Below are 26002 nucleotides of genomic sequence, written 5' to 3'. Positions count from 1 at the left end.
GATAGGTCAGCTCGCCGCCGCGACCGTCGGATCGTCGCGCTCGGTGCGCACCACGGGGTCCGTGGAGTTCGCGATCGCCCGGGAGATCTCGGCGCCGGCAGCGATAACCGCACTCTTGAACTCGGCCTGAGCCGGCACGAACCGGCTGGCCGGCACGCTCATGCTCACCGCCGCGACCACCAGTCCCATCTCGTCCCGGACAGGGGCCGCGACACAGTGAACTTCCTGGACCGCCTCGCCGGCGTCGAAGGCGCACCCGGACCGCAGCACCGACCGCAACTCCTGTGCCAGGGAGGCCGGGTTGATGATCGTTGACGGGGTCAGTCGCCGCAGTGGCTTGTTGGTGATGTTGCGTTCGACTTCACCGGGGTCGCACTGAGCGAGAAGAACTTTGCCGACTGCGCTGCAGTGCGGTTCGAGGTGGGCACCGACCCGGGCGCCGGCGACGTTGATGACATGGTTGCCGAGCACCTTGTCGACGTAGAGCACCCGATACCGCTCCATGACAGCCAGGTGGGTGGTCTCGCCGTACTTGTGCGCCAGATCCTGCAGAATCGGGGAGGCGCAGGAGCGGACGTCGACGGTGCCCTTGAGTGTCTGACTCAGCTCCACCACCCGCCAGCCGATGCGGTAGCGGCCGCGGTTACGGCACTGCAACAGACCGGTCTCGACCAGAGAAGACAGCAGTGCGTGTGCGCTCGAGCGTGGCACGTTGATGGCCTCGGCGACTTCGGACGCACCCCATTCAGGACGGGACACGGTGAACAAATCCAGCACGGGACCGATCTTCTGAACCGTTTGGAGAGGCGCCACAACATTTCCTTTCACTGTCACGACCGCATGGGGTGCCGTCGCATCCCGAGTATGTGTGGCAGCTCACACGCAGGTCCAACCGAATGTGCCGGTGACCGGCACATGCCGAGGGTTTTGCGTAAATCGGACTTGCTGGCGTCGCAATCTGGCCAGTTCAGCTCGCGAGTGCGGAATGCCGTCGCGTGGGTGCAGCGATCTTCCCTGCACCATGCCGGAACTCGAGCCACTCGAACGGGTCGACCGCGGACCAGGGGCCGCGGCAGTCGCCGAGTCGCTCGGCGACCGTGCGTGCCAGCATCCTCGGGGTCACCGCGTCTGCGCCGCCTGACACCCCCGGATGCTGCAACGGTCCGAGAACGAATTCGTGCCAGGTCGCCGAGACACAACCCGCTTCGTTCGCGATGAGTCCGGAGGAGTTCACTCGCAGCCCCGCCAGCACCGCTGGAAGCTCGCCGGTCGCATTGACCACCAGCTGAGCCGGACGACGTCGTGTGGCCCCGTCGAGGGCGCCGGCAAGTACCTCCTCCACGCGGTCGCGTCCTCGGATACCCAGCAACTGGTCGTGGCTGCGTACGGTGATCGAGACTCCGTCCAAACGAGTAGGCACGTCGTCGACCACGGTCCGGTGGTTACGCGAGGCACCGCCGAGTACGAGGATGTCGCGGGCAGCGCCGCGCTCCGCTGCCCGGGCGAGACCTCGGACTGCGGCGCACGCCCGCTCACCCGAGCCGACCACCACCGCCTGCTCCCACACCATCAGCTGCGCAGCATCATTGGCGATATCACCGGCCCACACACTGCCGGGCAACTCGGCGCCGGAAATCGGCAACACACGCTCACGGAACGACTCGAACGCATACACCACGGCGTCATATCGGGCGATCAGATCACCCCGACTGATCGACCTCACATCCGGAACGACGAGGGTGCGAACATCCGCGCGCGGCACGCCGTGGCACCGCAGGTCGGACTCGGCGAGGTTCGACACCACAACGTCGACCGTCAACCCGCCCCCGCACCGATCGGCGAGGCTTTCGACGAAGTCCCGTCCCCCATAACCACCGAGCACCGCCACGCGGCGGTACTCCGAGGGCGCTCGCCGCTGCGAACCGCAGCCGCTCATCAGAACTACCGAAGAGTGTTGCATGCCACACACTCTGTGTCGTTGCTCCGACATCTCGGGCCTGGATTCGGCTATCCAGGACAACTGCGCCCAATCACACCGAAAAAGCCGGCAAAGCCACTCGGGCGTGCCGATCACCGGACCACCTTCGTAGCGTGACCAGACCTACGACCTCTATCGCGCCGGGAGGGACCAGACAGTGGAAGCACACGACGTTCCGGATCGACTGATTCCTCCAATCTGGTCGCCGGCCCAGGTGATCTGCACGGCATTTGCATCCGCCGCGGCAGCGGCGGGACTGCTCGGCACGGTCACGACCGGCCGACTGATCAGCCTCGGTCTGGTGGTGTTCAGCCTGCTCACCTTCGTAGTAGTGTCCGCCCGAATCCCCCCGCGACGGATTATGGGGCCATACCTGGTGCTCAGCGGAACCACACTGCTCCAGCTCAGCCTTCTGTGCAGGTCGGATGTGTCCGCGTCGTTGTCGCACGACGGTCTTCGTTCTCCGGACTGTGCCTACGGCGTCACCGGAACCGCCGCGGTTGTCCTCGGGTGCGCATACTGCCGCATCGCTATCTCTCGGCATCACCAGGCGTTTTTCGGCGCCAACGAGGTCGGCGGTATCTAGAATGGGGTAGTCGCATCGCGAGGAGACCCCATGGGCAGGAGCTGGTCAGCCGGGGCGCGGCGCATCGACGAACCGGTCACGGCGCGCTGAGGGCCAGCCATGCCGGACGACCCCACCGACAACACCCAACGCCAGGTCGATGCGGACATCGTCGCGGAGCTGGCGGCCGAAGGCTTCGAGGACGCCAGCATCGCCGGCCGCGGCGGGTTCGGCATCGTGTACCGATGCCGCCAACCAGCGCTCGACCGGTTGGTTGCCGTCAAGGTGCTCAGCCCCGATCCGGACCACATGGATCGCGCACGTTTTCTGCGCGAGCAGCAGGCCATGGGGAGACTGTCCGGGCACCCGAACATCGTCCACGTCCTGCAAGCCGGCATCACCTACACCGGACGCCCCTACATCGTGATGCCGTTCCACCGCCGCGACTCCCTGGACTCCTGGATCACCCACCACGGTGCCTTGACGACCGCCGAGACACTGGCCGTCGGCGTCAAACTCGCCGGCGCCCTCGAAACCGCGCACCGCGGGGGAGTGCTGCATCGCGACGTCAAACCGGCCAACATCCTGCTGACCGAATACGCTGAACCGCAATTGACCGACTTCGGCATCGCCCGCATCACCGGAGGTGAGGAGACCACGCAGGGCCTGGTCGCCGGATCCCCCGCCTACACCGCCCCGGAACTGCTCAGCGGCGCCGACGCGTCCACCGTCACCGACGTCTACGGACTCGGTGCGACACTGTTCACCGCACTCGCCGGCCGGCCGGCCTATGCCCGACGCCGCGGGGAACAGGTCTTCGCCCAGCTCCTGCGCATCGGCTCGGAGCCGTTGCCCGATCTGCGCGAGCAGGGAGTTCCCGAGGCCGTGTGCGAGGTGATCGAGTCGGCCATGGCCCGGGACCCAGCTGAACGCCCCAGGACCGCTGCGAACCTGGGCGGGGCGCTGCGGGAGGCGGGCGAACACATCGGCCTCGCCATGGCGGACATTCCGCTTCCACTCGTCGGTGACGACGACCGTCCCTTCCGACCCACGGACGAGATCAAGGTCGGTGTGTCGGACTATCTTCGATACCGCCGCAGTAACGGGACGCGTCGAGATCTCCCCCCACCACCGAGCGCTTCCACCAAGTACCGCCCGCCGGTTACACCGGGGGCAGCGGTGGCGCGTACGCACCTGCTCGAGCGACTGCGCGGCAGCGGTCGCCGGCGCCTGGTGCTGATTCATGCACCCGCGGGATTCGGCAAGAGCACACTGGCCGCCCAACGCCTGGAGGCATTGCGGAGTGACGGTGTGGCGACCGCCTGGCTGACGATCGACAATGACGACAACACGCTCATCTGGTTCCTCACCCACCTGATCGAGTCCATCGCCGTCGCACAACCGGCCTTCGGTCGGGAACTGGTACGCGAACTCGAAGTCCACGGCGCCGGCCGCGAGCGGTACGTGCTCACCTCGTTGATCGACAAGCTGCACTCGGCCGACCAACACGTGGCCCTCGTCATCGACGACTGGCACCGCGTGAGCAACGACGACACGCGGTCGGCACTGGAGTTCTTACTCGAACACGGTTGCCACCACCTGCACCTGATCGTCACCAGCCGCACCCGGCTCGGCCTTCCTCTCAGCACGATGAGTGTGCACAACGAGCTCGTCGAAATAGATTCCGCAGCACTGCGGTTCGATGTCCGCGAGTCGACACAGCTGCTTGTCGACCGGACCGGTCTCGATCTGGGCGAACCCGATATCGTCGAACTCGAACAGTCGACGGATGGGTGGGCGGCGGCTCTGCAACTGGTCTCGCTGGCACTGCGCGATCACCCGCACCCCCGCGAGCTGATCGACCACCTGTCCGGGGGGAACCGGGCCATCGGCGAGTACCTCGCCGAGAATGTCCTCGGCAGTCTCGATCGACACACGCTCGACTTCGTGCTCACGACCTCGATCACCGAGAAGACCTGCGGCGGACTGGCGCGGGCACTCACCGGCGACCAGGACGGGCAAGCCGCCCTCGAGGACGTCGAGGCACGTGATCTGTTCCTGCGCCGACTCGACGACGAGGGGGAGTGGTTCCGTTATCACCACCTGTTCGCCGAGTTTCTCCAACGCCGCCTCGCGCGCGACGACCCCGATCGTGTGGTCGAACTCCATCGGAAAGCAGGCGGATGGTTCGCGGGCCGGGATCTTCTCAGCCAGGCAGTCGACCACTACCTCCTCGCCGGTGACGAGCACGACGCCATCGGACTCGTCGAGAACGCGGCGATGGACCTGCTCGAGCGGTCGCAAATGGGAACACTACTCGGTCTCGCCGCGAAACTGCCGACGAAGAAGACCACCGATCACCCCCGACTGCAGATCGCACTCGCCTGGGCGCATGCGCTGCTGCATCACCCCCGCGACGCCGAGCAATTTCTCTCCGTCGCGGAGGCCGCACTGACCAGCGGAGGCGACGACAGCGCGGTAGCGGATATGTGCGTCGAGGCCGCCTTCATCCGAGCCACCGTCACCGTCTTCGACGACGAGATCGACGGGCTCGACGAGGCAGTCGAGGGATGCATTGCACGCGCGAGCACACTGCGACCCTGGGTGTTGTGCGGAGCCGCCGACGTCGCATCCTTCCACGCGATCTACCGATTCGACTTCGACGAAGCTCGGCGATGGCAGAAATGGGCGCTGCCCTACCATCGGCGCTCCAACGGTCCGTTCAGCGTCATCTACGGATACTGCATGGCCGGCGTCGCCGCCCGAGAACAACTCGATCTACCGGCCGCGGAGGCCAGCTTCCGGCACGCCATGGATCTGGCAGCCGAAGAGGGTCTCGGCTACGGCACCCGGCTCACCGCAGCCCTACTCGGTGACCTGCTGTACGAACAGGGACACCTCGCGGAGGCGGACCGTCTCCTCGACCGCAGTCACACCTTGGGTGCCGAGGGCGGCACCGTCGACTTCATGCTGGCCACCTATGGCACGGGTGCACGACTGAAGTACCTGCTCGGACAGAACGACGCGGCAAAGTCGCGTCTCGACGAGGGCGCCCGACTGGCACAACAACTGCGCCTTCCCCGACTAGCCGCGCGGATCGACAACGAACGCGTCCGAGCCGGGATCGGAAAGTCTGCGTCCCGTACCCCGGACCTCGACCGCGAGAGTCGACACCACCGCAGCCGGGACAACGGCATCGCCGTCCTCACCTCGGAAATGGCGGAGGACTCGGCGATCCGGGAGGCACTGGCCTCACACCCCCACGTGCAGGACCTCGGGCCCGTATACGACAGGGCGCACGCCCTCGTCGAGTCGATCGACCGACGAGCCCGCCCGAGGGCATTCCTCAACGCCGCCCTGTTGCAAGTGGAAACCTTGGCCGCCGCGGGACGAGAGGACACCGCGCGGGCGGAACTGCTGCCGCTCGCCGAGCAGTGCGCTCGACTCGGGCTGATCCGGCCTCTGCTCGATGCCGGACCGGCGGTGAGCCGGTTGGCACGACGTCTCCGGACACATCTCCAGGACAGCGCGGGCACCGTCGTGTCACCCGAGTTGGATGAGTATCTCGCCGACCTGGGGAAACAGCCGACCTGACCGAACGAGTGGTCAGAAGGACACGGGATTGGTCAACGCCTGCAGGGCATATGCCGAAATCGAGAGAAGGGCGTTCCGGACCGAAGCGCGGCTTCGTGCGTCAACGTAGATGATCGGCACGTCGGCCGTGACCGCCAACGCGGCCCGGATGTCGTCCAGGGGGTATCGCGGGGCCTCGTCGAACTCGTTGACCGCCACCAGAAAGGGAAGTCCACGCGATTCGAAATAGTCGACAGTGGCGAAACTGTCGTCGAGTCGACGGGTGTCGATCAGAACGATCGCTCCGATCGCTCCGCGCACCAGATCGTCCCACATGAACCAAAACCGGTGCTGGCCCGGCGTTCCGAACAGATAGAGGATCAAATCCTCTGCCAGCGTGAGGCGCCCGAAATCCATCGCGACGGTGGTGGTGACCTTCTGCGGGGTTGCCGTGACGCTGTCGATCCCGGTACTCGTGTCGGTGACCATCGCCTCGGTCCGCAAGGGAACGATCTCGGACACCGATCCGACCAGCGTGGTCTTCCCGACACCGAATCCGCCGGTGATGACGATCTTGGCCGAGGTGACACGCGCAGGTAAGGGATTCGGCCCACGAGTACCGGCCGGCGGTAGTGCCGCTGGGATCATGACCGCGCTGCCGAACGGGGCCTGGCCTCGACCTCGGACCCGACGCGTTCGACCAGGACCGCCATCTCGTAACCGACCTGTCCGATGTCGCACTCCGCTGTGGTCAGGGCCGCCAGCTGCGAGCCGTCCCCGACACTCATCAACAACAGATACCCGTGCTGCATCTCGACGACCGACTGCAAGACACCACCGCCCTCGAAAAGGGTCGACACGCCGGCCGAGAGACTGGCCAACCCTGACGTGACCGCCGCGAGCTGTTCGGCTCGGTCGAGTGGCAGGTGCTCGCTTGCGGCCATCAGCAGACCGTCGGCCGAGACCAGCACGGCGTGCGTCACGCGGGGGACGTCGCGGGCGAAGTTCGATACCAACCAGCCCAGCGTGCCAGGACTTGTCACGAAGGTTCCTCCTGTTGTCATCGGTCCCGCGGACCGGGACGGGGCGAGTTGCCCGTCCTGCCTGCGCGGACACCGCTTTGGTGTTGCGTGAGCGTGGCGCGGATGGTTTCGGGTGTGCGGACTCGCCTGGACGTGGCGTCCGGCTCGTCGATACCGCCGGGGACCAGGCGTTGGCCAGGGACACGTTGTGGCAGCCCGTGGCGGGTGACCCGCTCAGGGGTCTGCTGCGCGGCCCGGCGGGCAGCAGACCACCCGGTATCCGCTCGCGTGATCCACTGTTGCGGAACATCGCTGTCGGTCTTGGTGGGGGCGGTCAACCATGGGGGAGCGATACTGGCGAAGATCGGGGTCTGCGCGGTCCCGTCGTCGCGGGTCTCCTCGGCAACCACCCGAGGCTGGAAGAAGGATGCCGTCCGAGTGGAGTCCAGACGATGTCGCGGCGCGGGCCCTTCGGAAGTCTTACTGTTCTCCGGGGTTGCCACGGATGGGGGTCGGGCGGCGGTAGTGATCCCGGTCGCCCCGGGTCGGCGTTGGGGAAGAGTACCTGTTACGGGACCCGCTGGTGCGCCGACACCCTCGACTCCGAGAGGTACCGGTTCTTGGCGTGCTCGCTGTCGCTGGACGGGGACTGGTTCGACCGTCGCAGGGAGGGCGCGGGTCTCCGGTGACGTGTGTGCGGGCTGCTGACCGGAACCCGGGGGACGTCCGCCGTAGCTGTCCTGGACCTCGGCGGTCGGTGCCGAGGTGAGCACATCACCGGAGATGTGGACCGACACGGTGATTCCCGCGTTGCGTGACCGGTCGAGTGTGCGGCGAAAGGTGATGGTGATGTTGTGCCTCTTGCTGAGTTCGCTGACGACGAAGAGTCCCATGCGACGTGCAGTGTCCGGGGTGACCTCGGCCGCCGCGGCGACGCGGTCGTTGACCTCGTGCAGGTCGGTCGCGGACATGCCGATTCCGCGGTCCACGATCTCGATCACGACACCGCCGTCGATGGTGCGCGCGCAGGTCGTCATCACCGCAGTGTCCGGCGGCGAGAAGTGCAGCGAATTGTCGAACAATTCGGCCAGGATATGCACGAGATCCCTTCCCGCCGTGCCGGTCAACGTCACCGGTGGTACCGGGCCGACCTGAACGCGCTGGTAGTCCTCCACCTCGGAAATCGACGCCCGCACGGCATCGCCCAGCGGGATGGGTGCCGGGCGGCTACGCCGGTTGTCGCTGCCCGCCAGGATCAGCAGGTTGTCGCCGTTGCGGCGCATCCGGGTGGCGAGGTGGTCGAGCCGGAACAGGTTGTCGAGGCGCTTGGGGTCGCGCTCTTCGAACTCGAGTTGCTCGATCATCTCGAGTTGCAGATCGATCAGTGACCTGCTGCGCCGTGCAAGCGTTTCGAAGACGTTGTTCATCTGCAGCCGCAGTTGCGCCTGCTCGCCGGCGAGCAACAGGGCCTGGCTGTGAATGTCATCGATGGCGCGAGCAAGCTGGCCGATCTCTTCCTGGGTGTGCACGTCGATGGGATCGACTGCCAACGTGGACGCGGCGGCACCGGCCTTGACTCGTCCGACCGCCTCCGGCAGGTCTGTGTGCGCCACCTGCAGGGCACCGCGGCGAAGTCTGCGTAGTGGCTCGAGCAGGGATCGTGCCACCATAACGGCGAGCAGAATCGCGGCGAGCAATAACGTCGTGACCACCGCCATGTCTCGCCACGCGCTGGCCCGCAACGCGTCCGACTTGGCCCCGACCACCTCCCGCAAACCTGCGGACGCCGAGGCGACTGCGCTGGAGTAGTCATCGACGCTGGCGAACAGCGAATACTTGAGACCGGTCAGTGCCTGCTCGGCGCTCTCACGGCGAGTAGCGTTCTGTAACAATGCGATTCGGTCGCTCACGCCTTTTCGGAGAGTCTCGATGGTCGGGTCACCGGGAGGATAGCGTTGCGCGACCTGGTCGAGCAGTGCGGACTCGGTGCGGAGGTCGGCCAGAAGATTGACGCTCTCGGATTCGAGAGTGGCATCGGATTCGCCGGTGAGAATTGCTGTCGATGCGACGACCGACAGGCCCTCGGCGGAGATCTGCTTCTGGGCTGCCCACAGATCCTCGAGACGCCCGGTCTCGACGACCAATTCGGGGTCGGCGATCGGCACGGTAATCGCGGTCACCGCGCTCGACAGACCGGAGCGGATGGACGCGAGTTGTTCGGTGAGTGCCGCCGTCGACGTGGGTCCCTGCTTGGCCTGTGCACTCAACGCTCGCGCACCGGCGAGGGCGGTCGCAAGGTGCGAAGCCGTGGTGTCGTCGAGCCGGGCCGACGTATTCGCTCGTTCCACTTCCCCGATGGATGCGTCGAGGTTGTCGATCATCGACACTGTGATCGCGCGTTGCGCGAGTGTTCCCATCACAACGGCCGCGTCCCCGTCCAATTCGACGAGCAGGGGAAGCATCTGGACCCGGTCGGCGACCGTCGTGAAGTCCGCGGCCGCCTCGAGTCCTTCCTGTACGCGGAGAGCACCGAGTCCCGCCGCAACCAGGAGAGGAACGGTCAACACGATCGCCATCTTCCATCGCAGCGACCAGCCTGCGATACCTGATGTCGGCCGCTGCTCGCGGGTCCGACGGAAGCCGACAACCGCGGCGGTTGTGCGACTCATCGTGTGCCTCTCGGGTCATGCGCCCCCGGAGAGGGCGCGGCGGAGCGCCGAGGTGGTGGCCGAAGCAATGGGCGGACCGTCCTCGTCACGTGCCCGGGAGGCTATGACAGAGACGGAGAAGCGCAGGAGAGATGCCGGGATGTCCGCATTCCACCGACACATAGGCTGAAGCTGTTCGGGAAAACCGAAAGAAGTAGACCGAACAACCGGTGTTTCGCCGAAACTGTCGCGCAGCGCCACGTCGAGGCCGGGTTACGTCGCGTATGGCTACCCGAGAGGGGTCAGTGTATCCACCGGACCACAACAACCACCCCCGGACCGCAACCGCATTCACCGTCGGTCGCCACGCGCCGTGCTGAACCACCGGGCAAGCGACTCCGTCGAGCTGTCCAGATCGGCGAAGTCCGGCGACTTTTCCTTCGCACTCACGATGGTCTGCAGTTCCACCGCCTGAGTCTTGCCGAGTTCGACACCCCACTGGTCGAACGAGTTGATGCCGCACAGTGCGCCTTCGACGAAGGTCTGATGTTCGTACAGTGCGATCAGTTGCCCGAGGATCGAGGGGGTGAGCTTGCGCGCCAGGATCGTCGTGGACGGACGGTTCCCGGGCATCACCTTGTGCGGAATCAAAGAGTCGGGGACACCATCAGCGGTGATCTCGTCGGTGGTGCGGCCGAACGCGAGGACCCGCCGCTGCGCGAGAAGGTTGCTGACGAGGATGTCGTGCATGCTGCCCCGGCCGTCGATCGTGGGCAGGTCCTCGGTGGGATCGGCGAAGCCGAGAAAATCGACCGGTATGAGCCGGGTGCCTTGGTGAAGCAACTGGTAGAACGCATGTTGCCCCTTGGTGCCAGGCTCGCCCCACCAGATGGAACCGGTCGCGGTAGCAACCGGAGCCCCGTTCAGCTGCACCGCTTTACCGTTGGATTCCATGGTCAGCTGCTGCAGATAGGCCGGAAACCGGTCGAGGTCGTTCGAATACGGCAGCACCGCACGGGTTTCGGCGCCGAAGAAGTTCGAGTACCAAAATCCGAGGAGCCCGAGCAGCACCGGGGCGTTCGCCTCCAAGGGCGCCTCGGCGAAATGCCGGTCCACGGTGTGCATCCCGGCAAGGAACTGACCGAATGCGTCCCTGCCGATCGCGGCCATCATCGCCAGCCCGATCGCGGACCCGACGGAGTAGCGTCCGCCGACCCAGTCCCAGAACTCGAACATGTTGCCGGGGTCGATCCCGAACTCGGCTACTTTCGCGGCATTGGTGGACACGGCGACGAAGTGCCGGGCGACCGCATCCTCACCGAGCGCGGTGGTCAGCCACCGCCGGGCGGCGGTGGCGTTGGTGAGGGTTTCGATGGTGGTGAACGTTTTCGACGCCACGACGAACAACGTGGTCGCCGGGTCGAGATCGCCGAGCACCGCAACCAGGTCGGTGGGGTCGACATTCGAGACGAACCGGACCGTAATGCCGGCCTCGGAGTAGTGGCGCAGCGCGCCGCACACCATGCGCGGCCCCAGATCGGAGCCGCCGATGCCGATGTTGACCACCGTGGTGATGCGCTCACCGGTGACCCCGCGCCACTGTCCGCTGCGGATGCGGTCGGTGAACTCGCCCATTCGGTCGAGCACTTCGTGCACGTCGGCGACCACGTCGCGGCCATCCGCCCGTAGTTCCGAGGGCCGGGGCAGACGCAGCGCGGTGTGCAGGACCGCCCGGTCCTCGGTGGTGTTGACGCGTTCTCCGCGCAGCATACGGTCGCGGTGTTCTTCCAGGCCCACTGCGCGGGCGAGGTCGGTCAGCAACCCGAGGGTTCTCCGGTCGATCCGGTGCAGGCTGTAGTCGATGAACAGGTCACCGGCGGTAACGGTGAGGTCGCGACCGCGATCGGGGTCGGTGTCGAACAACTCCCGCAGGTGCAGGTCGGCCACGTCGGCGTGATGGGCCTGTAGCTTCTGCCATTCGGGGGAGCGGGTGACGTCAGATTGGGTCGAGATCGTCACGGTTCAGGCGATCCCGGCGGGTTCTGCGGACCGGACGGCGTGCCCACCGAACTGGTTGCGCAATGCCGCCACCGCCTTCATCGCGGGGGAGTCGTCCTGGCGGGACGCGAAGCGGGCGAACAGTGCGGCGGAGATCACCGGTGCGGGGACCGCGTGGGCGATGGCTTCTTCGACGGTCCAGCGGCCTTCGCCGGAATCCTCGGTGTACCCGGAGATCGCGGCCAGGTCGGGATCGTCGGACAGGGCTTGCACCAGGAGGTCGAGCAGCCAGGAGCGGACCACGGTGCCCTTGGACCACGCGCGCAGGACGGCAGGTACGTCGACGATGGATTCTTCCGCCGCCAGCAGTTCGTACCCCTCGGCGTAGGCCTGCATCAGCCCGTATTCGATGCCGTTGTGCACCATCTTCGCGTAGTGGCCGGCGCCGACCGGGCCGGCGTGGACGAAGGAGTCCTCCCGGTCCCCGTCCGGTCGCAGCGCGTCGAAGACCGGCATCAGCCGGTCGATGTCGGCGGCGTCACCGCCGGCCATCAGTGCGTATCCGTTCCGTCGCCCCCACACTCCGCCGGAGACGCCGCAGTCGAGGTAGCGGATGCCGTGTTCGGCGAGGATGTCCGCGTTGAGCTTGTCGTCGGTGAACCGGGAGTTGCCGCCGTCGACGACGAGGTCACCGGGCGCGAGCAGCCGCGAAAGCTGCCCGATCACCTGGCGGGTCGGCGCACCGGCGGGCACCATCACCCACACCGCACGCGGCGCCGGAAGCGATTCGACCAACGCTTCGAGGCTGTCCACATCGCTGTCGGCGGCGTTCGGGTCGTATCCGATCGCCTCGAGTCCGCGTTCACGCAACCGCTCACGCATGTTCAGCCCCATTTTGCCCAGACCGACCAGTCCCAGTTTCATCGTCACCGTTCCACTTTCAATTTTCGAGTGCCTTGCCGAGGTCTATGTCTACGGGGGTTTCGGGGCCGCCTCACCTGACCGGACGGGCAGCTGACACTGGCCGCTCGGCCAAGTGCATTACCTCGCCGCGCCTTCGACACTGGTAGTCGACGCATTGTCCGAATGCGCGTGTGGTGGAGCGAAAGACGGAGTGCAACAGAAGTGACCGTGTCTGAAGTGCAGGAGTGGGACCCGCTGGCAGCGGGCTCGGACGGCCGGTTGGGTGAGGCGTTGATCGGCGATATCGGTCAGGTCACCGAACCGGCGTCGATGGTGATCTTCGGGATCACCGGGGATCTCTCGCGCAAGAAACTGATTCCGGCCATCTACGACCTCGCGCACGGTGGCCAGCTACCACCGGACTTCGATCTGATCGGATTCGCCCGCGACAGCACCGACGCCGAAACCCGGCTGCGCGAGGCGGTGATCGCGCACGCGCGCACACCCTTCGACCCTGCGGTGTGGAACGAGCTGGCCGAGCGGATCCACCTCGTGCAGGGGTCGTTCGACGACACCGCCGCGTTCGCCCGGCTCGCCGCCCGGCTGGCCGAGCTCGATGCCCGCCGCGGCAAGCCCGGCAACTACGTCTTCTACCTGTCCATCCCGCCGTCGACGTTCGCCACGGTCTGCGATCAGCTCGCGATCACCGGCCTGAACCGGGATGCCCACGGATGGCGCCGGGTGGTGGTGGAAAAACCTTTCGGGCACGACCTCGCCAGCTCGCAGACCCTCGGTGTCGCACTGGAACGAGTGTTTCCACCATCCTCGATCTACCGCATCGACCACTACCTGGGCAAGGAAACCGTGCAGAACATCCTCGCGCTGCGCTTCGCGAACGGAATGTTCGAGCCACTGTGGAACAACCGGCACATCGACCACGTGCAGATCACCATGGCCGAGAACGTCGGCGTGACCGGGCGCGCCGGGTACTACGACGGCGTCGGCGCCGCCCGCGACGTCATCCAGAACCACCTGCTGCAACTGTTGGCGCTGATCGCGATGGAAGAACCCGTCGCGTTCGACGCCGACAGCATCGCCGCAGAGAAGATCAAGATCCTCTCCGCCACCGAACTCCTCGGACCGCTCGCGGAGACAACGGCCCGCGGCCAATACGGTGCCGGAGTGGAGAACGGCGTTCCCGTACCAGGATTGGCTGACGAGGCAGGCTTCCCCGCCGACTCGACGACCGAGACCTTCGCGGCCCTGACAGTGGGCATCGCGACCCGCCGGTGGGCCGGCGTGCCGTTCTTCATCCGCACCGGCAAACGCCTGGCACGGCGCACCACCGAGATCGCGGTGACCTTCACACCCCCCGCCCACGGCTCACCCGCGGCCCGGGCCGCGGCGGTCTCGAACGTGCTCGTGTTCCGGGTCCAGCCGGACGACGGCATCGAGTTGCACATCGGCGCCAAACGTCCGGGCGGCGGCATGCACATTCAGCCGGTCAGCCTCGGGACGGACTTCCGGTCGGTGTTCGACCCGGCACCGGAGGCCTACGAGCGGCTGATCAGTGACGTGCTCCGCGGGGACGCCACCCTCTTTCCCCGCCGTGAGGAGGTCGAATGGTCCTGGCGGATCATCGATCCGCTCCTCGAACACTGGGCCGCCACGGGTCGCCCAGAGGACTATCCGTCTGGTGCGTCCGGCCCGGAGTCCGCGGAACGGATCCTCAGCCGGACCGGCCGGTCGTGGCGCCAGCTCTGACCCCTCCGGGCAGGTAGATGCGCGAGGTGGGACCGACGGAGGGGTTCAAGTCCCACCCACGCGGACGGCAGCTCAACCGGACTTCGACGATCTCGATGCCGCCGGTGCTCGTTGCGGATGCTCCTCGGCCCCACCGGACCCAGCTGGGGACCTGCTCTGCGTGTTGAGAGCGAACTCCGTTGACGCGATGGCTGCGGAACGGTCCTCGAACACCGCTCCACGCTCACTCAGTGACAGCACCACACCATACGGCGAAAGGCCCCGAACACGAACATGTTCGGGGCCTTTCGTGCACGCAGGACTACTTGGTAAGGGCGTCCTTGAGGGCCTTCGCCGCCGCGGCGGGGTCCTCGGCGCTGTAGATGGCACCACCGGCGACGGCGACGGCGGCACCGGCGTCACGGACGGCGGCGATGGTGTCGACCTTCACGCCACCGGCGACGGAGAACGGGACACCGGCGATCTTGCCGTCGTCGAGGAGGGTCTGGATCGAGTACCCGGGCTGGGCCTGCTCGTCGAGGCCGGCGTGGATCTCGACGAACGCGACACCGAGCTTGGCGATCTCGCGGGCTCGCTCGACACGGTTCTCGACGCCGATCAGATCGGCGACGACCTTCTTGCCGTGCTTCTGCCCTGCCTCGACGGCACCCTTGATGGTGGCATCACCGGCGGCGCCGAGGACGGTGACCAGGTCTGCGCCGGCGGAGAAGGCCAGGTCGGCCTCGAGGAAGCCGGCGTCGGCGGTCTTGAGGTCGGCGAAGACCTCCTTGTCCGGGTGCGCCGCCTTGATCGCGCTGATGGCGCTGAGGCCGGCGCTCTTGATCAGCGGGGTTCCGAGTTCGATGATGTCGACGTACGGGGCGACCTTGTTGGTCAGGGCCAGCGCGTCGGCGGTGGTGAGCAGATCGACTGCAACCTGCAGCTTCGTCATGTGTTTCTCCTGGTTATCTTCTGTTGGGGATTTGGGGTAGGGGTCGCTCAGCCGATGTTGGCGTGGCGTTCCCACAGCCGCTCGGCGGTCTGATCGACGTTGTGCCACAGCGCCTGGAACAGGGCGTCGAAGGCGAGGAGCACGGACTGCTCGAACAGGCTGCCCGCGTACTGGGCGGTGATGGCGGCGCTGTGGTCCTGCTTGTCGGCCGCGGGCAGGAGCAGGACCTCGTCGGCGCGCCGGGCGAGCGGCGAGTCCGGAGCGGTGGTGACGGCCAGCACCGAGGCACCCACCGTCTTCGCGGTATCGGCGGCGCCGACCACCGAGGCGGTGGTGCCCGACCCGGAGACAGCGATCAGCACATCGCCGCCGCCGACGGCGGGGGCGGTGACCTCCCCGGCCACGTGGACGCGCAGGCCAAGGTGCATCAGCCGCATCGCGGCCATCTGGACGGCCAGGCCGCTGCGCCCGTTGCCGATCACGAACACTGCGCGCGCGGACGTGATGAGCGAACCGGCGCGGTCCCACTGTTCTGCGGCAACGGAATTGAGCAGGCGCACGTTCTCGTCGAGCACAATGCGGCGCCCGTCACTGAACCGTGTGCGTGTCTGCTCGACGGTGACGGTCATGGTCCTCCTCGGTATAGCCGTTCTGGGTGTGAGAACAAGGCTGCCGACCCCGAGGCGATCGGGCACCCGGCCGGCCGGCCGGTTCGGGCTGGCCGGTTGGCCAGTGCCTTCTCGCGGCTACCGGCCATACTGTGGACGGGTGGTAAGCGTGGAGGACTCGGTTCGGTTGCAGGGCGATGCCTGGGTGGAGATGCGGAAGGTGATCACGGGACCGCTCCCGGACATCGCGGCCCGCTTCTCCCGGTTCCTTGGCCGATGGTGGCCGCACGACGCCCTGGTGATCTTCACCCGTGAATGCACCGGACGTCCCCGCAAAGTCGCCGGAAACCGCGAGATCGTCGACCGGGTGACCATCGACGAACTCGACGAGATCAAACAATCCATCGAACCCGGTGGTCTCTTTGCCGGAATCCGTTCGCTGGGAGGTGGACGCCGCCGAGTCTGGGCGGTCCGCGACTCCGGCGACACCCTGCTCGTCCTGGTCCCGCGGCCCTCTCAGGCAGGCGCACCCGACCCCGATGAGGTCGCAGCCGTGTTCGGGATCGTCGCGACCTCCATCCAGCACCAGGTGGCACAGGCCAGCCCCGACTATCTCGCCGAGTCACGGGCAGCGTCGAGTGAACGCGCCCGCACCATCGCCGAACTGACCGAGGTCCACGAGGCGACCCTGTCGTCGATCCTCGGAACCCTTCGCTCGAACGACCTCGACGACCGGAGATCCCGCATCACCGCGAGTGAGACCGCATCGGCCGCACTGATCGCGCTGCGGTCCGCGGGTGCCGCCGACCGCGCCCACTCCGAGGAGGCGGTCACCACCGCGTTCGCCAGACTGCAAGGCGAACTACGCCCCCTGCTACGTCACCGCGACGTCGACGTCGACTACGTCGACCCACCCGCCGACGGCCGCCCCCTCCCCGGTGAGGTGGCGCACGCGGCGCGGGCGATGGTCCGCGCCATCGTCCTGGCCTTCACCGCCCAACCGGTGCTGACCCGAATGCGGATCGCGTGGGACTGCGACGGCGACAATGTCCTCATCGAGGTCCGCGACCAGGGACCCGGCGAAATCGACCGAACAGCCCTCACACGCCAGCTGGCCGGACGGCTGCACACCTTGCGTGGTGGGATCGACATCGAATCCATTGCCGGATGGGGGAGCCGGGTCACCCTGACCATCCCCCTGGATCCCCCGGCCGTGCGCCCGGACGAGCACCTGCTGTCCACACTGAACCCCCGCGAACTCGAAGTCCTCGCCCACCTCGCAATGGGAAAACGCAACCGCGCCATCGCCGAAGAACTCGGAATCAGCCAGAGCACCATCAAGTTCCACGTCGCCAGCGTGCTCAAGAAACTCGACGTCGCCAACCGTGGGGAAGCCAGCGCGATCGGGATCCGGGCGGGGATTGTCTCCGGCGAGGCACATCCAGCGCCCGGCCCAGGCTAGAGACCACAACCCATCTAGGCGGCGTACGCCCAGGTCAACCGTGCCGCGGTTGCGTCGACGCAACATTGACCGGCATTATGTCAGTGCCTGAGGCAGTAGCCGAGGGAAGTGGTTCGTGTAGGAGGTCTCCGGGGCGTAAGTACCCCTGTAGGCAGCCCCACCAAGCGGTTTCCAGCCTTGCGCGCCCACCTCGCACGAGGGCCTCTCCGATCCGGAGGGGCTTTCTTCGTCTCTTCAGAGCCTCACCACGGTGATGCGGTGTGCGATCTTCGCCCGCATGCTGCCACTTCGCCCCCAGGCCCACGCATGCACGTTTCAACAACGGGTTGGTGGTTCGGTGGGAGTGTCAGGTTTCGGTGGACAAAGCTCTGGCCAATCAGTTTTGTTCTTACACGGTCTGATTCGTCCTTCGAACGTGCGTGTATACGCATTGAGAGCCGGTTCCGGGGCCGTGCCCGGCACGGTGCTGTCCGCCGGCCCGGGCGACGAACTGCAAGGTGCGCGGCGGCTCGGTCCACGGCTCGTCGCCTGCACAGTCAACTTCTCGTTGGCTTCAGGCACGGTATCGCTGAATGTCATCCGCAGACAGAGGATTACGTGATCGACACGGATTGGGCTCCGGGCGGGATCGTCATGAATGCCGGTCTCACCGCACGGCACCTTTCGGGGCATGTCAAGTCGTAACGTGTCCGGCGGCTGCCCTATCGCGCACCGTGGGGTCCGTGTCGCTTGGATGAGACGGTTTGAACTGACGTTTCTGGCTTACCGTGGCGGTATGAGAGGTGATGAGGCTCGCGTGGCCCGGGACTTCGCGGGGTGGTTGTCGTCTCAGGGGTGGACGGTGCGTACCGATGCGGATTTCGTCGACATTGTTGCAGAGAAGGACGGCCACCGGCTCTACGTCGAGGTCAAGGGTGCGAGCGCCGCGCCGGGGTTGGATGTCGATACCGCGATCGGGCAGCTGGTGCGGCGGATGCCGAGCGAGGCGGATCAGTCGGTGTCGTTTGCGTTGGTCGTTTGTGACGAGCCGCTTTCGGTGGAGGCTGGTGTGCGGGCACCTCAGCGGATTCTGGATCTGTTGGGGATGGCGCTGTATGCGGTCGATGAGGACGGCGGCGTGCGGCAGCTCTTCGGCCGCGCATGAAGACTGTCCTTGGCACGGGCGGGGATGGACAGCAGGGTGGCCGGTAGCATCGCCACACCCGCGATGGTGGGGGTAGTGCGGTGATGGGGCGGTAGCTCAGTCGGTTAGAGCCGTGGACTCATAATCCATTGGTCGCGGGTTCGAGCCCCGCCCGCCCCACCGCGTTCATCGCCGGCCCTCAACAGGCCGGTGGAGGGACGGGTCAGGCCGCCCGGATCGAGTGTGTGCGAGGCAGTGACATGGCCGTGGCGGATTCCCGGTCGGTAGGTGGTGAATCTTTCGAACACGGTGCTGCAGACCGGTGACTGCCGCGGCGCGGTACCTACCCCAGGTACCGGGTGGGTGTTGTGCCCGGCGTCGGTCACCTGGGCCCGTATCAGGTGGCGCTGCGTTCGGCGGATCCCACCGCATCGAGCACGGCGGCACGCGTGGAGACGTCGGGGGTGAGAGCTGTATCGATAGTTCCGATGTTGAGCCGTTGCCGCCACCTGGCCTCGTCGAATGGCGATGGGCGCGTATCGGACAGGAACTTCTCGACGGTGTGGAGGAAGCGCAGGGGGTCGTCCCGGAAGGGGAAGTGACCGGCGCCCGGGAAGATTTCCAGCCGCGAATCCGGCATTGCCGCGTGCGCGGTGTGGGCGTGGCTGACGGGGATGACCGTATCGTGATCTCCCCAGATGAGTTGTACAGGAAGACTTGCCGTCAGATAGCAGCGGTCGAGCATGGTTACCGTCTGTCCGCGCCAGTCGACCACCGCCCGCAGGGTGCGTAGGTAGGCCTCGTATGCGGTGGGGTCGGGCAGTTCGGTCAAGATCCGCACCAGATCCGGTGTGTCGTGCAGCGTCGCACCGGGGTGCAGGGCAGTGCCGTGCAGCCGAGTCAACAGGGTTCCCACCCACCGCACCGCGGGCACCGCTCCGGGCAGGCGCAGCAATTTCAGTGCCTCGTTGAGGATCGGCGTCGCCGCGAGGCGCAGTAGTGGGTGAACGTCGGTGGTGATACCGCCGGCGGAAACCAGGATGAGCCGATCCACCATTTGTGGGAATTGGTAGGCGAACTGCATCGCGATGCCGCCGCCGAGCGAATGTCCGATCACGGTGGCGTGGTCGATTCCCAGGGTCGAGAGTAGATCGCGCATGCCGTTGGCGTAGGCGGCGACGGAATAGTCGGCGCGGGGTTTGTCGGAGCGTCCGTGGCCGAGTAGGTCGGGTGCGATCAGGGTGTAGTTCTCGGCGAGGTGCGGGATGATCTCGGTCCAGGTCGACGAGTTGTCGCCGATGCCGTGCAAGAGCAGCAGCGCGGGGCCGTCACCGGTCATGCGGAAGGCGCGTCGGTACCCGTGGATGGTGCGGAACATCATCTGCGGCTCGGCGTCGGGCACCGGCCGGAGCCTGCGTATGCGACTGGGGTTCATCGCACCCTCCTCGACTGTCGCGTTCTACGTCGATTCTTCGCTTTGCATCGTCGACACACGTGACGACACGCCCCACCCGAGGGTGTCGACATCAGGAGGGTTGTTGCCTCCTCGTGCCCCGACATAGACGCGAGAACGTTCGCTGGTTATTCGCGCTGGAGGCCGCGGCGTTACACCCACGTCGGCGCGATTCGGGTCGAGTGTTGTTCGCTCCCGGACGGGATCCGATCAGTCCTTGTCTGTTACGTGGGTCGGCTACCGTGGGGGTTTGTGGCAGCAGGTATTCCGGTGCCGTCGCCGAAGATGACGCCGAGCCCCGAGGTTGGGCTCGACTTCGCTCGGGAATGGGTGGAGTTCCTCGATCCCGACGACGCCGAGCATCTCATCGCCGCGGACATGACGTGGCTGCTCTCGCACTGGACCTGCGTGTTCGGCACCCCGGCCTGCCAGGGCATCATCGCGGGCCGACCCGACGACGGCTGCTGCTCGCACGGCGCGTTCTTCACCGACGAGGACGATGTCGAGAGGTTGCACGAGTCGGTGAAGCTGCTCAGGCCCGAGGACTGGCAGTTCAGGAAGCAGGGTCTCGGGAAGAGGGGGTACATCGAGGAGGACGAGCTCGACGGCGAGCCGGCGCTGCGGACCCGCCGTTACAAGGGTGCATGCATCTTCCTCAACCGTCCCGGCTTCGAGGGTGGCATCGGGTGCGCGCTGCATGCGATGGCACTCGAGCGTGGCATCGAGCCGCTCGAGGTGAAGCCGGACGTGTGTTGGCAGCTGCCGATCCGGCGCACCCAGGAATGGGTGGAGCGACCCGACGGCGAGCCGGCGCTGCGGACCCGCCGCTACAAGGGTGCGTGCATCTTTCTCAACCGTCCCGGCTTCGAGGGTGGCATCGGGTGCGCGCTGCATGCGATGGCGCTCGAGCGTGGTATCGAGCCGCTCGAGGTGAAGCCGGAAGTGTGTTGGCAGCTGCCGATCCGGCGCACCCAGGAATGGGTGGAGCGACCCGACGGCGAGCAGGTCCTGAAGACGACGATCACCGAGTACGACCGCCGTGGTTGGGGTGAGGGCGGCGCGGACCTGGACTGGTACTGCTCCGGCTCGCCGGACGCGCACGTCGGCGCCATGGCGGTGTGGCAGTCGTATGCGCCGGAGCTCACCGAGTTGCTCGGCGAGGCCGCGTATCGGGAGCTGGCGCGGCTGTGTAAGCGGCGGCAGGGCCTCGGCCTGGTTGCCGTGCATCCGGCGACCGCGGCCGCCGAGAAGAAGTCCCGCTGATGGGTTGTTGGGAGCGCGCGAACCAAGTAGTTTGCACTTATAAGTGCAAATCGCTACGATTTGTGCATAGGAGGTGCTTGAGATGAGCGCAGTTGTGACCGATCGTGCCGCGAAGACCACCCTCACGGTCACGTCCACGGAGGTTGAGCAGGCCGGCTCCGTAGATCCGGTCAGCCTGGAGTCGGCGGTACCCCCGGAGCTTGCGCGGATCCTCACCGCGGTGGTGGCGGTCGTTGCCGCTGGCGGCACCGTCACGATCGGGTCGGTGCCGAGTGAGGTCACCACCACGACCGCGGCCCAGATGCTGGACATCTCCCGCCCGACACTGATGAAGCTCATCGGCGAGGGCGAGATCCCCGCCCACAAAGTCGGCACCCACACCCGGTTGAAGAGCAGTGATGTGATCGCCTACCAAGAGCGGCAGCGTGCCACGCAGCGAGCAGCGTTCGACGACCTTCGCGCGTTCGAAGATTCAGAAGGCATGACGTACTGACCGGTGCTCGGAGTCCACGGGATCTCTGCGTCTATCCTCGTCGGGTGAGCGCAGGGGTTCTGACGGATGCAAACGTCCTCTATTCGAGGACACTCCGAGACTGGATATGCCTCCTCGCTTTCCGGAAAGCGCCGATGTTCCACTTGACGTGGACCGAGGACATCCTCGCGGAGCTGGTCTACCACATCCGGAAGAAGCACCCGCACTACTCCGACGCGCAGGTCGGCGGCATCCGGGACCGTATCATCGCGGTGGCGCGAAACGGCCGGATCAAGGGCTACGTCATCGATTCCGGCCTCGCGTACACCGACGACTACGACGCCCACCTGCACGCCGCCGCCGTGCACGGTGGCGTCCAGTACGTCGTGACCGACGACAAACGCTTCCTGGACTTTGCTGCAGCGAACGACGAGATCCTCACCTACGAGGTGTACACGGCGGACGACTTCCTCATGCTGGTGAACCAGAACTCACCTGCGGCGGTGCGTGAAGTGCTGCTCGAGCAGATCGACTATCACCGTCGGCGCGGCGGCGCATTCAACCTCCCTGCCTCTTTGGATGCCTCTGGGGCAACACAATTCGCGCATCTGATCCGTGAAATGATGCGCAGTCGAGCCGTCGCCGAAGCGCTTGCGCGTCCGCTCACTGCCACCGCCGAATGACCGCTTACGGTCCGGCTTGGCATTTAGTGATTGCGTCGCGCGTAGATAGTGGCCGCTGGGCGACGAGATCAGCTCGGCCTCCCACCGAGATACTCCAGCGTGTGGCCACCTGGATCTCGCAGGCGATCGCGGGAGGCGCGGTACCGGTGCGACAGGACTCGTCGACCAAAAAGTGATTCGCGGTCGGATCGGGCGGACTGGTGCCGTGGGGCCGCCCCAGCGCGCGCCTGCGCCGTAGGGTTCGGTACCGCTGCGTCCAGAGTTCGGGAGACGCTGCACCGCCGGAATTGCGGGCACAGTCGTCGGTGAGTAGATGGTGGGCCGTAAGACGCACGTCCGCTCGCCGTCCTGAACCCAGAAATTGTCATTGCCGCCACATCAAATCCGCAGCCGCTGAAGCAATGTCGGAATGTCATTGGAGATTAGCCTGTGCCATGGCGAGCCACGCTGGTCCTGCACGAAGGTCGGTGAATGTGAGGTTGAGCTTCAAGTGGGTCGTGTTGGTCTGCCCCCATGGACAATGTCTTTAGACAGTTGAAAATGTCAGTTCGGGTGAGCTCCCTCAGTACGGAGACGGACTTGCCGTTACTGTGTGCGGTCGACGATTGCCGATGTAGAAGGAGAGCACGATGGCGGTATCACCGAGGAATTCCGAAGGTTCGGCGAAGAGGACGACCAAGGAGATCCGTCAGTGGGCGATCGGAGAGGGCCGTGAAGTGTCGCCCCGCGGTCGGATTCCGGCCGAGATCGAGCGAGCCTTCCATGACGCTCAGGCAGAAACGGCGCCAGCGAGGAAGGTAGCCGCGAAGAAGTCGGTCGCGAGGAAGACTGCCGCGAAGAAGTCGGTCGCGAGGAAGACAGACGCGACGAAGGCAGTCGCCAAGAAGGCACCGGCGGCGAGGAAGACTGCCGCGAAGAAGTCGGTCGCGAAGAAGACGGACGCGACGAAGGCAGTCGCGAAGAAGGCACCGGCGGCGAAGAAGGTGGTTGCGAAGAAGGCTCCGGCGAAGACAACAGCGCCGAAGACGACGGCCGCGGAGAAGATAGCCGCGACGAAGGCGCCGGCGAAGAGCGCGGCGGCGGTCCGCAAGGCTCCGGCGAAGGCGACGACCAAGGAGATTCGCGAGTGGGCGATCGGAGAGGGCCGTGACGTGTCGCCTCGCGGTCGGATTTCGGCCGAGATCGAGCAAGCTTTCCATGACGCTCAGGCAGAAACGGCGCCCGCGAGGAAGGTAGCCGCGAAGAAGACAGCCGCGGCGAAGAAGGTGGCTGCGGAGAACGCGGTTGCGAAGAAGACTCCGGCGAAGAAGGTGGTTGCGAAGAAGACTCCGGCGAAGACAACAGCGCCGAAGACGACGGCCGCAGCGCCGAAGACGACGGCCGCGGAGAAGATTGTCGCGACTAAGGCGCCGGCGAAGAAGGTGGTTGCGAAGAAGACTCCGGCGAAGACAACAGCGCCGAAGACGACGGCCGCAGCGCCGAAGACGACGGCCGCGGAGAAGATTGTCGCGACTAAGGCGCCGGCGAAGAGCGCGTCGGCGGTCAGCAAGGCTTCGGCGAAGACGTCGGTCCCGGAGACGACGGCAGCGGCGAAGACGGCGGCTGTGGAGTCGGTCGCGGAGACGACGGCCGTGAAGAAGAAGGCCGCGAGGAAGGCTCCGGCGAAGACGTCCGTCGCGAAGACGTCGGTCGCGAAGTCGGCGGCTGTGGAGTCGGCTGCTGATGCGACGGCCGTGAAGAAGGCTCCGGTGACGGGAGCGGCGGCGGGCACCGCTCCGGCGAAGGCGACGACCAAGGAGATTCGCGAGTGGGCAATCAGGGAGGGCCGTAAAGTGTCCTTCCGCGGTCGGATTTCGGCCGCGATTGTGCGAGCCTTCCATGACGCTGCGTCAAAGTTGCCGCTCCCGCTCGGTTGAAACGGGTGGGGGTCCGCTACTGAGCGTGACCGACCGACTCTTGTTGCCGCGGTACGCCGTTCGGGTGATCATATGTTCGGCACCGTGGAGGTCACCATCGAGGAGCTTGCCGAGTTGCTCGAACGCCAAGTCCCTCCTCCGTGACCAGGATGCTGCGCCGCACTGACGGTCCACCCTGGTCAGATCTCACGACGAGCCTCCCGACCCGGGCCACGGCATCGAGCACCAATCCGGATGACGGCCCGCACAGTGAAAGCCGGGTCGACACGCCGGCGACGGTGCTCGGTCAGGACGCTGTATCTTGTCGTGGGGCGACGGGTGCGCGCATGCGCTCGACGCACTCGCCGGTCGGCTCGACTCCGACCGCGCCGAACTCATTCGCCTGGCCGCCCGCCAGCTCCTGGCGAACTGGCGTGACCTCGATCAGGCGGTGACCGAGGGGATCTACCGCGGGGACGCGAACCGGGACCTGCTGATCGCCCGGAACACCCGCCGCCGGCAGACCGCGGCCGCAAACCGGGCCACCCACCCGCCTGCCGCTAGGAGGGCGCCGAGCCCGCAGGGGAACCCGTTCGGGAAACGGCATGTCTTCCGGTTCGATGAGGACACCAAACGCCGCCTCGAGGAGCTGGCGGACGAGTACGGTCCCCGCCGGATGTCCGCGCTGCTGCGGGTTGGGATTCGCCGACTCATCGAGAACCCGGCGGCCGATGAGGCCCTGGCGCAGGCACGCCGCGTCGCCGCCCCGCCGCGCACAGCCCGGGTCGACGTCGCCCTCGACGACGAACGGGACTGCCCCGGCTCTGGTTGACACCTGACCTGTGAGGGATCTGCCCTCACGGTGGAAGGATGATCGACATGCCAAAGCCGTACCCGGAAGAGTTCCGCCGCGACGTCGTCGCCGTGGCCCGCAAACGCGAAGCCCCGCTGGAGCAGATCGCGAAAGATTTCGGGATCTCCGAGACTTGCCTGAAGAACTGGCTGCGCAAGGCCGACATCGAGGACGGCACCCGACCGGGCCTCACACGAGACGAATCCGACGAGCTCCGCGAGGCCCGCAAACGTATCCGGCTGCTCGAACAGGAAGCGGAGGTGATGCGCCGGGCGGTGGCCTACCTATCGAGGGACGTCAACCCGTTACCCTTTTCAAAGTCGGAAACAACCCGCTTCCGACCACTGAACTGGACACCTCGGCATGACTACGTAAAATGATGTTCCCGCTGGTCCGTGAACTTGCCGCCGACGGTATCGCCGTCGCGGTGACCTGCCGGGTGCTGGGATTCTCCCGGCAAGCGTTCTACAAGTGGAACACCGATCCCGTGTCCCGACGGGACTGGGACGATGCCCATCTGATCAACGCCGCACTCGATATCCACGCCGGCGACCCGGAATTCGGATACCGGTTCATCGCCGACGAACTACCCACCCACGGCATCGTCGCCGGCGAGAACCGCGTCCACCGGCTGTGTTCGCAGCAGCGGATCTTCTCGGTGTTCGCCAAGAAGCGAGGACTTCATCGTCGCTCCGGGCCACCGGTCCATGACGACCTCGTCAGGCGGCAGTTCACCGCGAAGCAGCCCGACCGGTTGTGGTTGACCGACATCACCGAGCACTGGACCGATGAGGGCAAGCTCTACCTA

The 26002-nt window shown here is 66.2% G+C and carries 19 protein-coding genes, 1 tRNA gene and 1 pseudogene; 11 read left to right on the top strand and 10 right to left on the bottom strand.

The genetic code is table 11. The annotated features are described in order from the left end of the window. Positions 1-6 precede the first annotated feature (6 nt). Positions 7-813: an IclR family transcriptional regulator gene (locus JWS14_RS41300; RefSeq protein WP_095869890.1), complete on the bottom strand. Its 807-nt coding sequence runs from the start codon at positions 811-813 to the stop codon at positions 7-9. A 154-nt stretch (positions 814-967) separates the two neighbouring features. Beyond that, a complete protein-coding gene (locus tag JWS14_RS41295) occupies positions 968-1960 on the bottom strand; it encodes a hypothetical protein (RefSeq protein WP_143548765.1) in 993 nt (330 codons plus the stop codon). Positions 1961-2663: 703 nt separating this feature from the next. On the opposite strand from JWS14_RS41295, the gene JWS14_RS41290 reads away from it, so the two are divergent. After that, positions 2664-6137, top strand: a complete 3474-nt coding sequence (locus JWS14_RS41290; protein ID WP_206016344.1) for a serine/threonine-protein kinase — start codon at positions 2664-2666, stop codon at positions 6135-6137. A gap of 12 nt (positions 6138-6149) precedes the next feature. Here JWS14_RS41290 and JWS14_RS41285 read toward each other — a convergent pair whose 3' ends face one another. The 5 genes from JWS14_RS41285 to gnd form a co-directional block, all read right to left on the bottom strand. Beyond that, on the bottom strand, positions 6150-6764 hold the full coding sequence (locus JWS14_RS41285) for a GTP-binding protein (protein ID WP_095869894.1): 615 nt from the start codon (positions 6762-6764) through the stop codon (positions 6150-6152). After that, entirely contained in the window at positions 6761-7180 is a 420-nt protein-coding gene (locus JWS14_RS41280; RefSeq protein WP_095869895.1) for a roadblock/LC7 domain-containing protein, read from the bottom strand. Before JWS14_RS41280 ends, JWS14_RS41285 begins: the two co-directional genes overlap by 4 nt. Beyond that, on the bottom strand, positions 7177-9807 hold the full coding sequence (locus JWS14_RS41275; protein ID WP_095869896.1) for an ATP-binding protein: 2631 nt from the start codon (positions 9805-9807) through the stop codon (positions 7177-7179). Before JWS14_RS41275 ends, JWS14_RS41280 begins: the two co-directional genes overlap by 4 nt. 330 nt (positions 9808-10137) lie before the next feature. Next, entirely contained in the window at positions 10138-11805 is a 1668-nt protein-coding gene (gene pgi / locus JWS14_RS41270; protein WP_206016343.1) for a glucose-6-phosphate isomerase, read from the bottom strand. A 3-nt stretch (positions 11806-11808) separates the two neighbouring features. Further along, entirely contained in the window at positions 11809-12708 is a 900-nt protein-coding gene (gene gnd / locus JWS14_RS41265) for a phosphogluconate dehydrogenase (NAD(+)-dependent, decarboxylating) (RefSeq protein WP_095869898.1), read from the bottom strand. 162 nt (positions 12709-12870) lie between these two features. On the opposite strand from gnd, the gene zwf reads away from it, so the two are divergent. Beyond that, positions 12871-14451, top strand: a complete 1581-nt coding sequence (zwf, locus tag JWS14_RS41260) for a glucose-6-phosphate dehydrogenase (RefSeq protein ID WP_206016342.1) — start codon at positions 12871-12873, stop codon at positions 14449-14451. Positions 14452-14752: 301 nt separating this feature from the next. Here zwf and hxlA read toward each other — a convergent pair whose 3' ends face one another. Both hxlA and hxlB read right to left on the bottom strand, forming a co-directional pair. Then, on the bottom strand, positions 14753-15382 hold the full coding sequence (gene hxlA / locus JWS14_RS41255; RefSeq protein WP_095869900.1) for a 3-hexulose-6-phosphate synthase: 630 nt from the start codon (positions 15380-15382) through the stop codon (positions 14753-14755). 47 nt (positions 15383-15429) lie between these two features. Next, a complete protein-coding gene (gene hxlB, locus JWS14_RS41250; protein ID WP_095869901.1) occupies positions 15430-16011 on the bottom strand; it encodes a 6-phospho-3-hexuloisomerase in 582 nt (193 codons plus the stop codon). A 148-nt stretch (positions 16012-16159) separates the two neighbouring features. On the opposite strand from hxlB, the gene JWS14_RS41245 reads away from it, so the two are divergent. The 3 genes from JWS14_RS41245 (at position 16160) to JWS14_RS41235 (ending at position 18755) form a co-directional block, all read left to right on the top strand. Then, on the top strand, positions 16160-17452 hold the full coding sequence (locus tag JWS14_RS41245; RefSeq protein ID WP_206016341.1) for a helix-turn-helix transcriptional regulator: 1293 nt from the start codon (positions 16160-16162) through the stop codon (positions 17450-17452). A gap of 796 nt (positions 17453-18248) precedes the next feature. Further along, complete coding sequence (locus JWS14_RS41240; protein ID WP_206016340.1) at positions 18249-18596, top strand: hypothetical protein; 348 nt, start codon at positions 18249-18251, stop codon at positions 18594-18596. An 85-nt stretch (positions 18597-18681) separates the two neighbouring features. Next, positions 18682-18755: transfer RNA gene (locus tag JWS14_RS41235), tRNA-Ile, on the top strand. Positions 18756-18972: 217 nt separating this feature from the next. On the opposite strand, the gene JWS14_RS41230 is transcribed toward JWS14_RS41235, so the two are convergent. Beyond that, positions 18973-20010: an alpha/beta fold hydrolase gene (locus JWS14_RS41230; protein WP_206016339.1), complete on the bottom strand. Its 1038-nt coding sequence runs from the start codon at positions 20008-20010 to the stop codon at positions 18973-18975. A gap of 270 nt (positions 20011-20280) precedes the next feature. Between JWS14_RS41230 and JWS14_RS51960 the strand changes: the two genes are divergently transcribed. From JWS14_RS51960 to JWS14_RS41200, 6 genes and pseudogenes are all read left to right on the top strand, one after another. Further along, complete coding sequence (locus tag JWS14_RS51960) at positions 20281-21291, top strand: DUF3109 family protein (RefSeq protein ID WP_420855163.1); 1011 nt, start codon at positions 20281-20283, stop codon at positions 21289-21291. An 82-nt stretch (positions 21292-21373) separates the two neighbouring features. Continuing rightward, positions 21374-21784, top strand: a complete 411-nt coding sequence (locus JWS14_RS41220; protein ID WP_206016338.1) for a helix-turn-helix domain-containing protein — start codon at positions 21374-21376, stop codon at positions 21782-21784. After that, positions 21781-22446 carry a PIN domain-containing protein gene (locus JWS14_RS41215; protein WP_206016917.1) on the top strand — a complete coding sequence of 222 codons (666 nt, stop codon included), beginning with the start codon at positions 21781-21783 and terminating at the stop codon, positions 22444-22446. The genes JWS14_RS41220 and JWS14_RS41215 overlap by 4 nt, the downstream gene beginning before the upstream one ends. 629 nt (positions 22447-23075) lie before the next feature. Then, a complete protein-coding gene (locus tag JWS14_RS41210) occupies positions 23076-24362 on the top strand; it encodes an Lsr2 family DNA-binding protein (protein ID WP_206016337.1) in 1287 nt (428 codons plus the stop codon). A 301-nt stretch (positions 24363-24663) separates the two neighbouring features. Then, positions 24664-25173 carry a ribbon-helix-helix protein, CopG family gene (locus tag JWS14_RS41205; RefSeq protein ID WP_206016986.1) on the top strand — a complete coding sequence of 170 codons (510 nt, stop codon included), beginning with the start codon at positions 24664-24666 and terminating at the stop codon, positions 25171-25173. 47 nt (positions 25174-25220) lie between these two features. Next, positions 25221-26002 (top strand): annotated as a pseudogene (locus tag JWS14_RS41200) (transposase); the annotation flags it as partial.

This window comes from Rhodococcus koreensis (assembly GCF_017068375.1).
Taxonomy (GTDB): Bacteria; Actinomycetota; Actinomycetes; order Mycobacteriales; family Mycobacteriaceae; genus Rhodococcus_F; species Rhodococcus_F koreensis.
Note: the sequence above shows the minus strand (reverse complement) of the source record. Positions and strands in the feature narration are given on the sequence as shown.

What these genes read in the sequence shown, in the direction of transcription:
- JWS14_RS41295 (WP_143548765.1), bottom strand. Translation starts at nt 1,960, where the DNA reads ATGCAACACTCTTCGGTAGTTCTGATGAGCGGCTGCGGTTCGCAGCGG.
- hxlB (WP_095869901.1), bottom strand. Translation starts at nt 16,011, where the DNA reads ATGACCGTCACCGTCGAGCAGACACGCACACGGTTCAGTGACGGGCGC.
- JWS14_RS41220 (WP_206016338.1), top strand. Translation starts at nt 21,374, where the DNA reads ATGAGCGCAGTTGTGACCGATCGTGCCGCGAAGACCACCCTCACGGTC.
- JWS14_RS41230 (WP_206016339.1), bottom strand. Translation starts at nt 20,010, where the DNA reads ATGAACCCCAGTCGCATACGCAGGCTCCGGCCGGTGCCCGACGCCGAG.
- JWS14_RS41210 (WP_206016337.1), top strand. Translation starts at nt 23,076, where the DNA reads ATGGCGGTATCACCGAGGAATTCCGAAGGTTCGGCGAAGAGGACGACC.
- gnd (WP_095869898.1), bottom strand. Translation starts at nt 12,708, where the DNA reads ATGAAACTGGGACTGGTCGGTCTGGGCAAAATGGGGCTGAACATGCGT.
- JWS14_RS41290 (WP_206016344.1), top strand. Translation starts at nt 2,664, where the DNA reads ATGCCGGACGACCCCACCGACAACACCCAACGCCAGGTCGATGCGGAC.
- hxlA (WP_095869900.1), bottom strand. Translation starts at nt 15,382, where the DNA reads ATGACGAAGCTGCAGGTTGCAGTCGATCTGCTCACCACCGCCGACGCG.
- JWS14_RS41285 (WP_095869894.1), bottom strand. Translation starts at nt 6,764, where the DNA reads ATGATCCCAGCGGCACTACCGCCGGCCGGTACTCGTGGGCCGAATCCC.
- JWS14_RS41275 (WP_095869896.1), bottom strand. Translation starts at nt 9,807, where the DNA reads ATGAGTCGCACAACCGCCGCGGTTGTCGGCTTCCGTCGGACCCGCGAG.
- JWS14_RS41280 (WP_095869895.1), bottom strand. Translation starts at nt 7,180, where the DNA reads ATGACAACAGGAGGAACCTTCGTGACAAGTCCTGGCACGCTGGGCTGG.
- zwf (WP_206016342.1), top strand. Translation starts at nt 12,871, where the DNA reads ATGCGCGTGTGGTGGAGCGAAAGACGGAGTGCAACAGAAGTGACCGTG.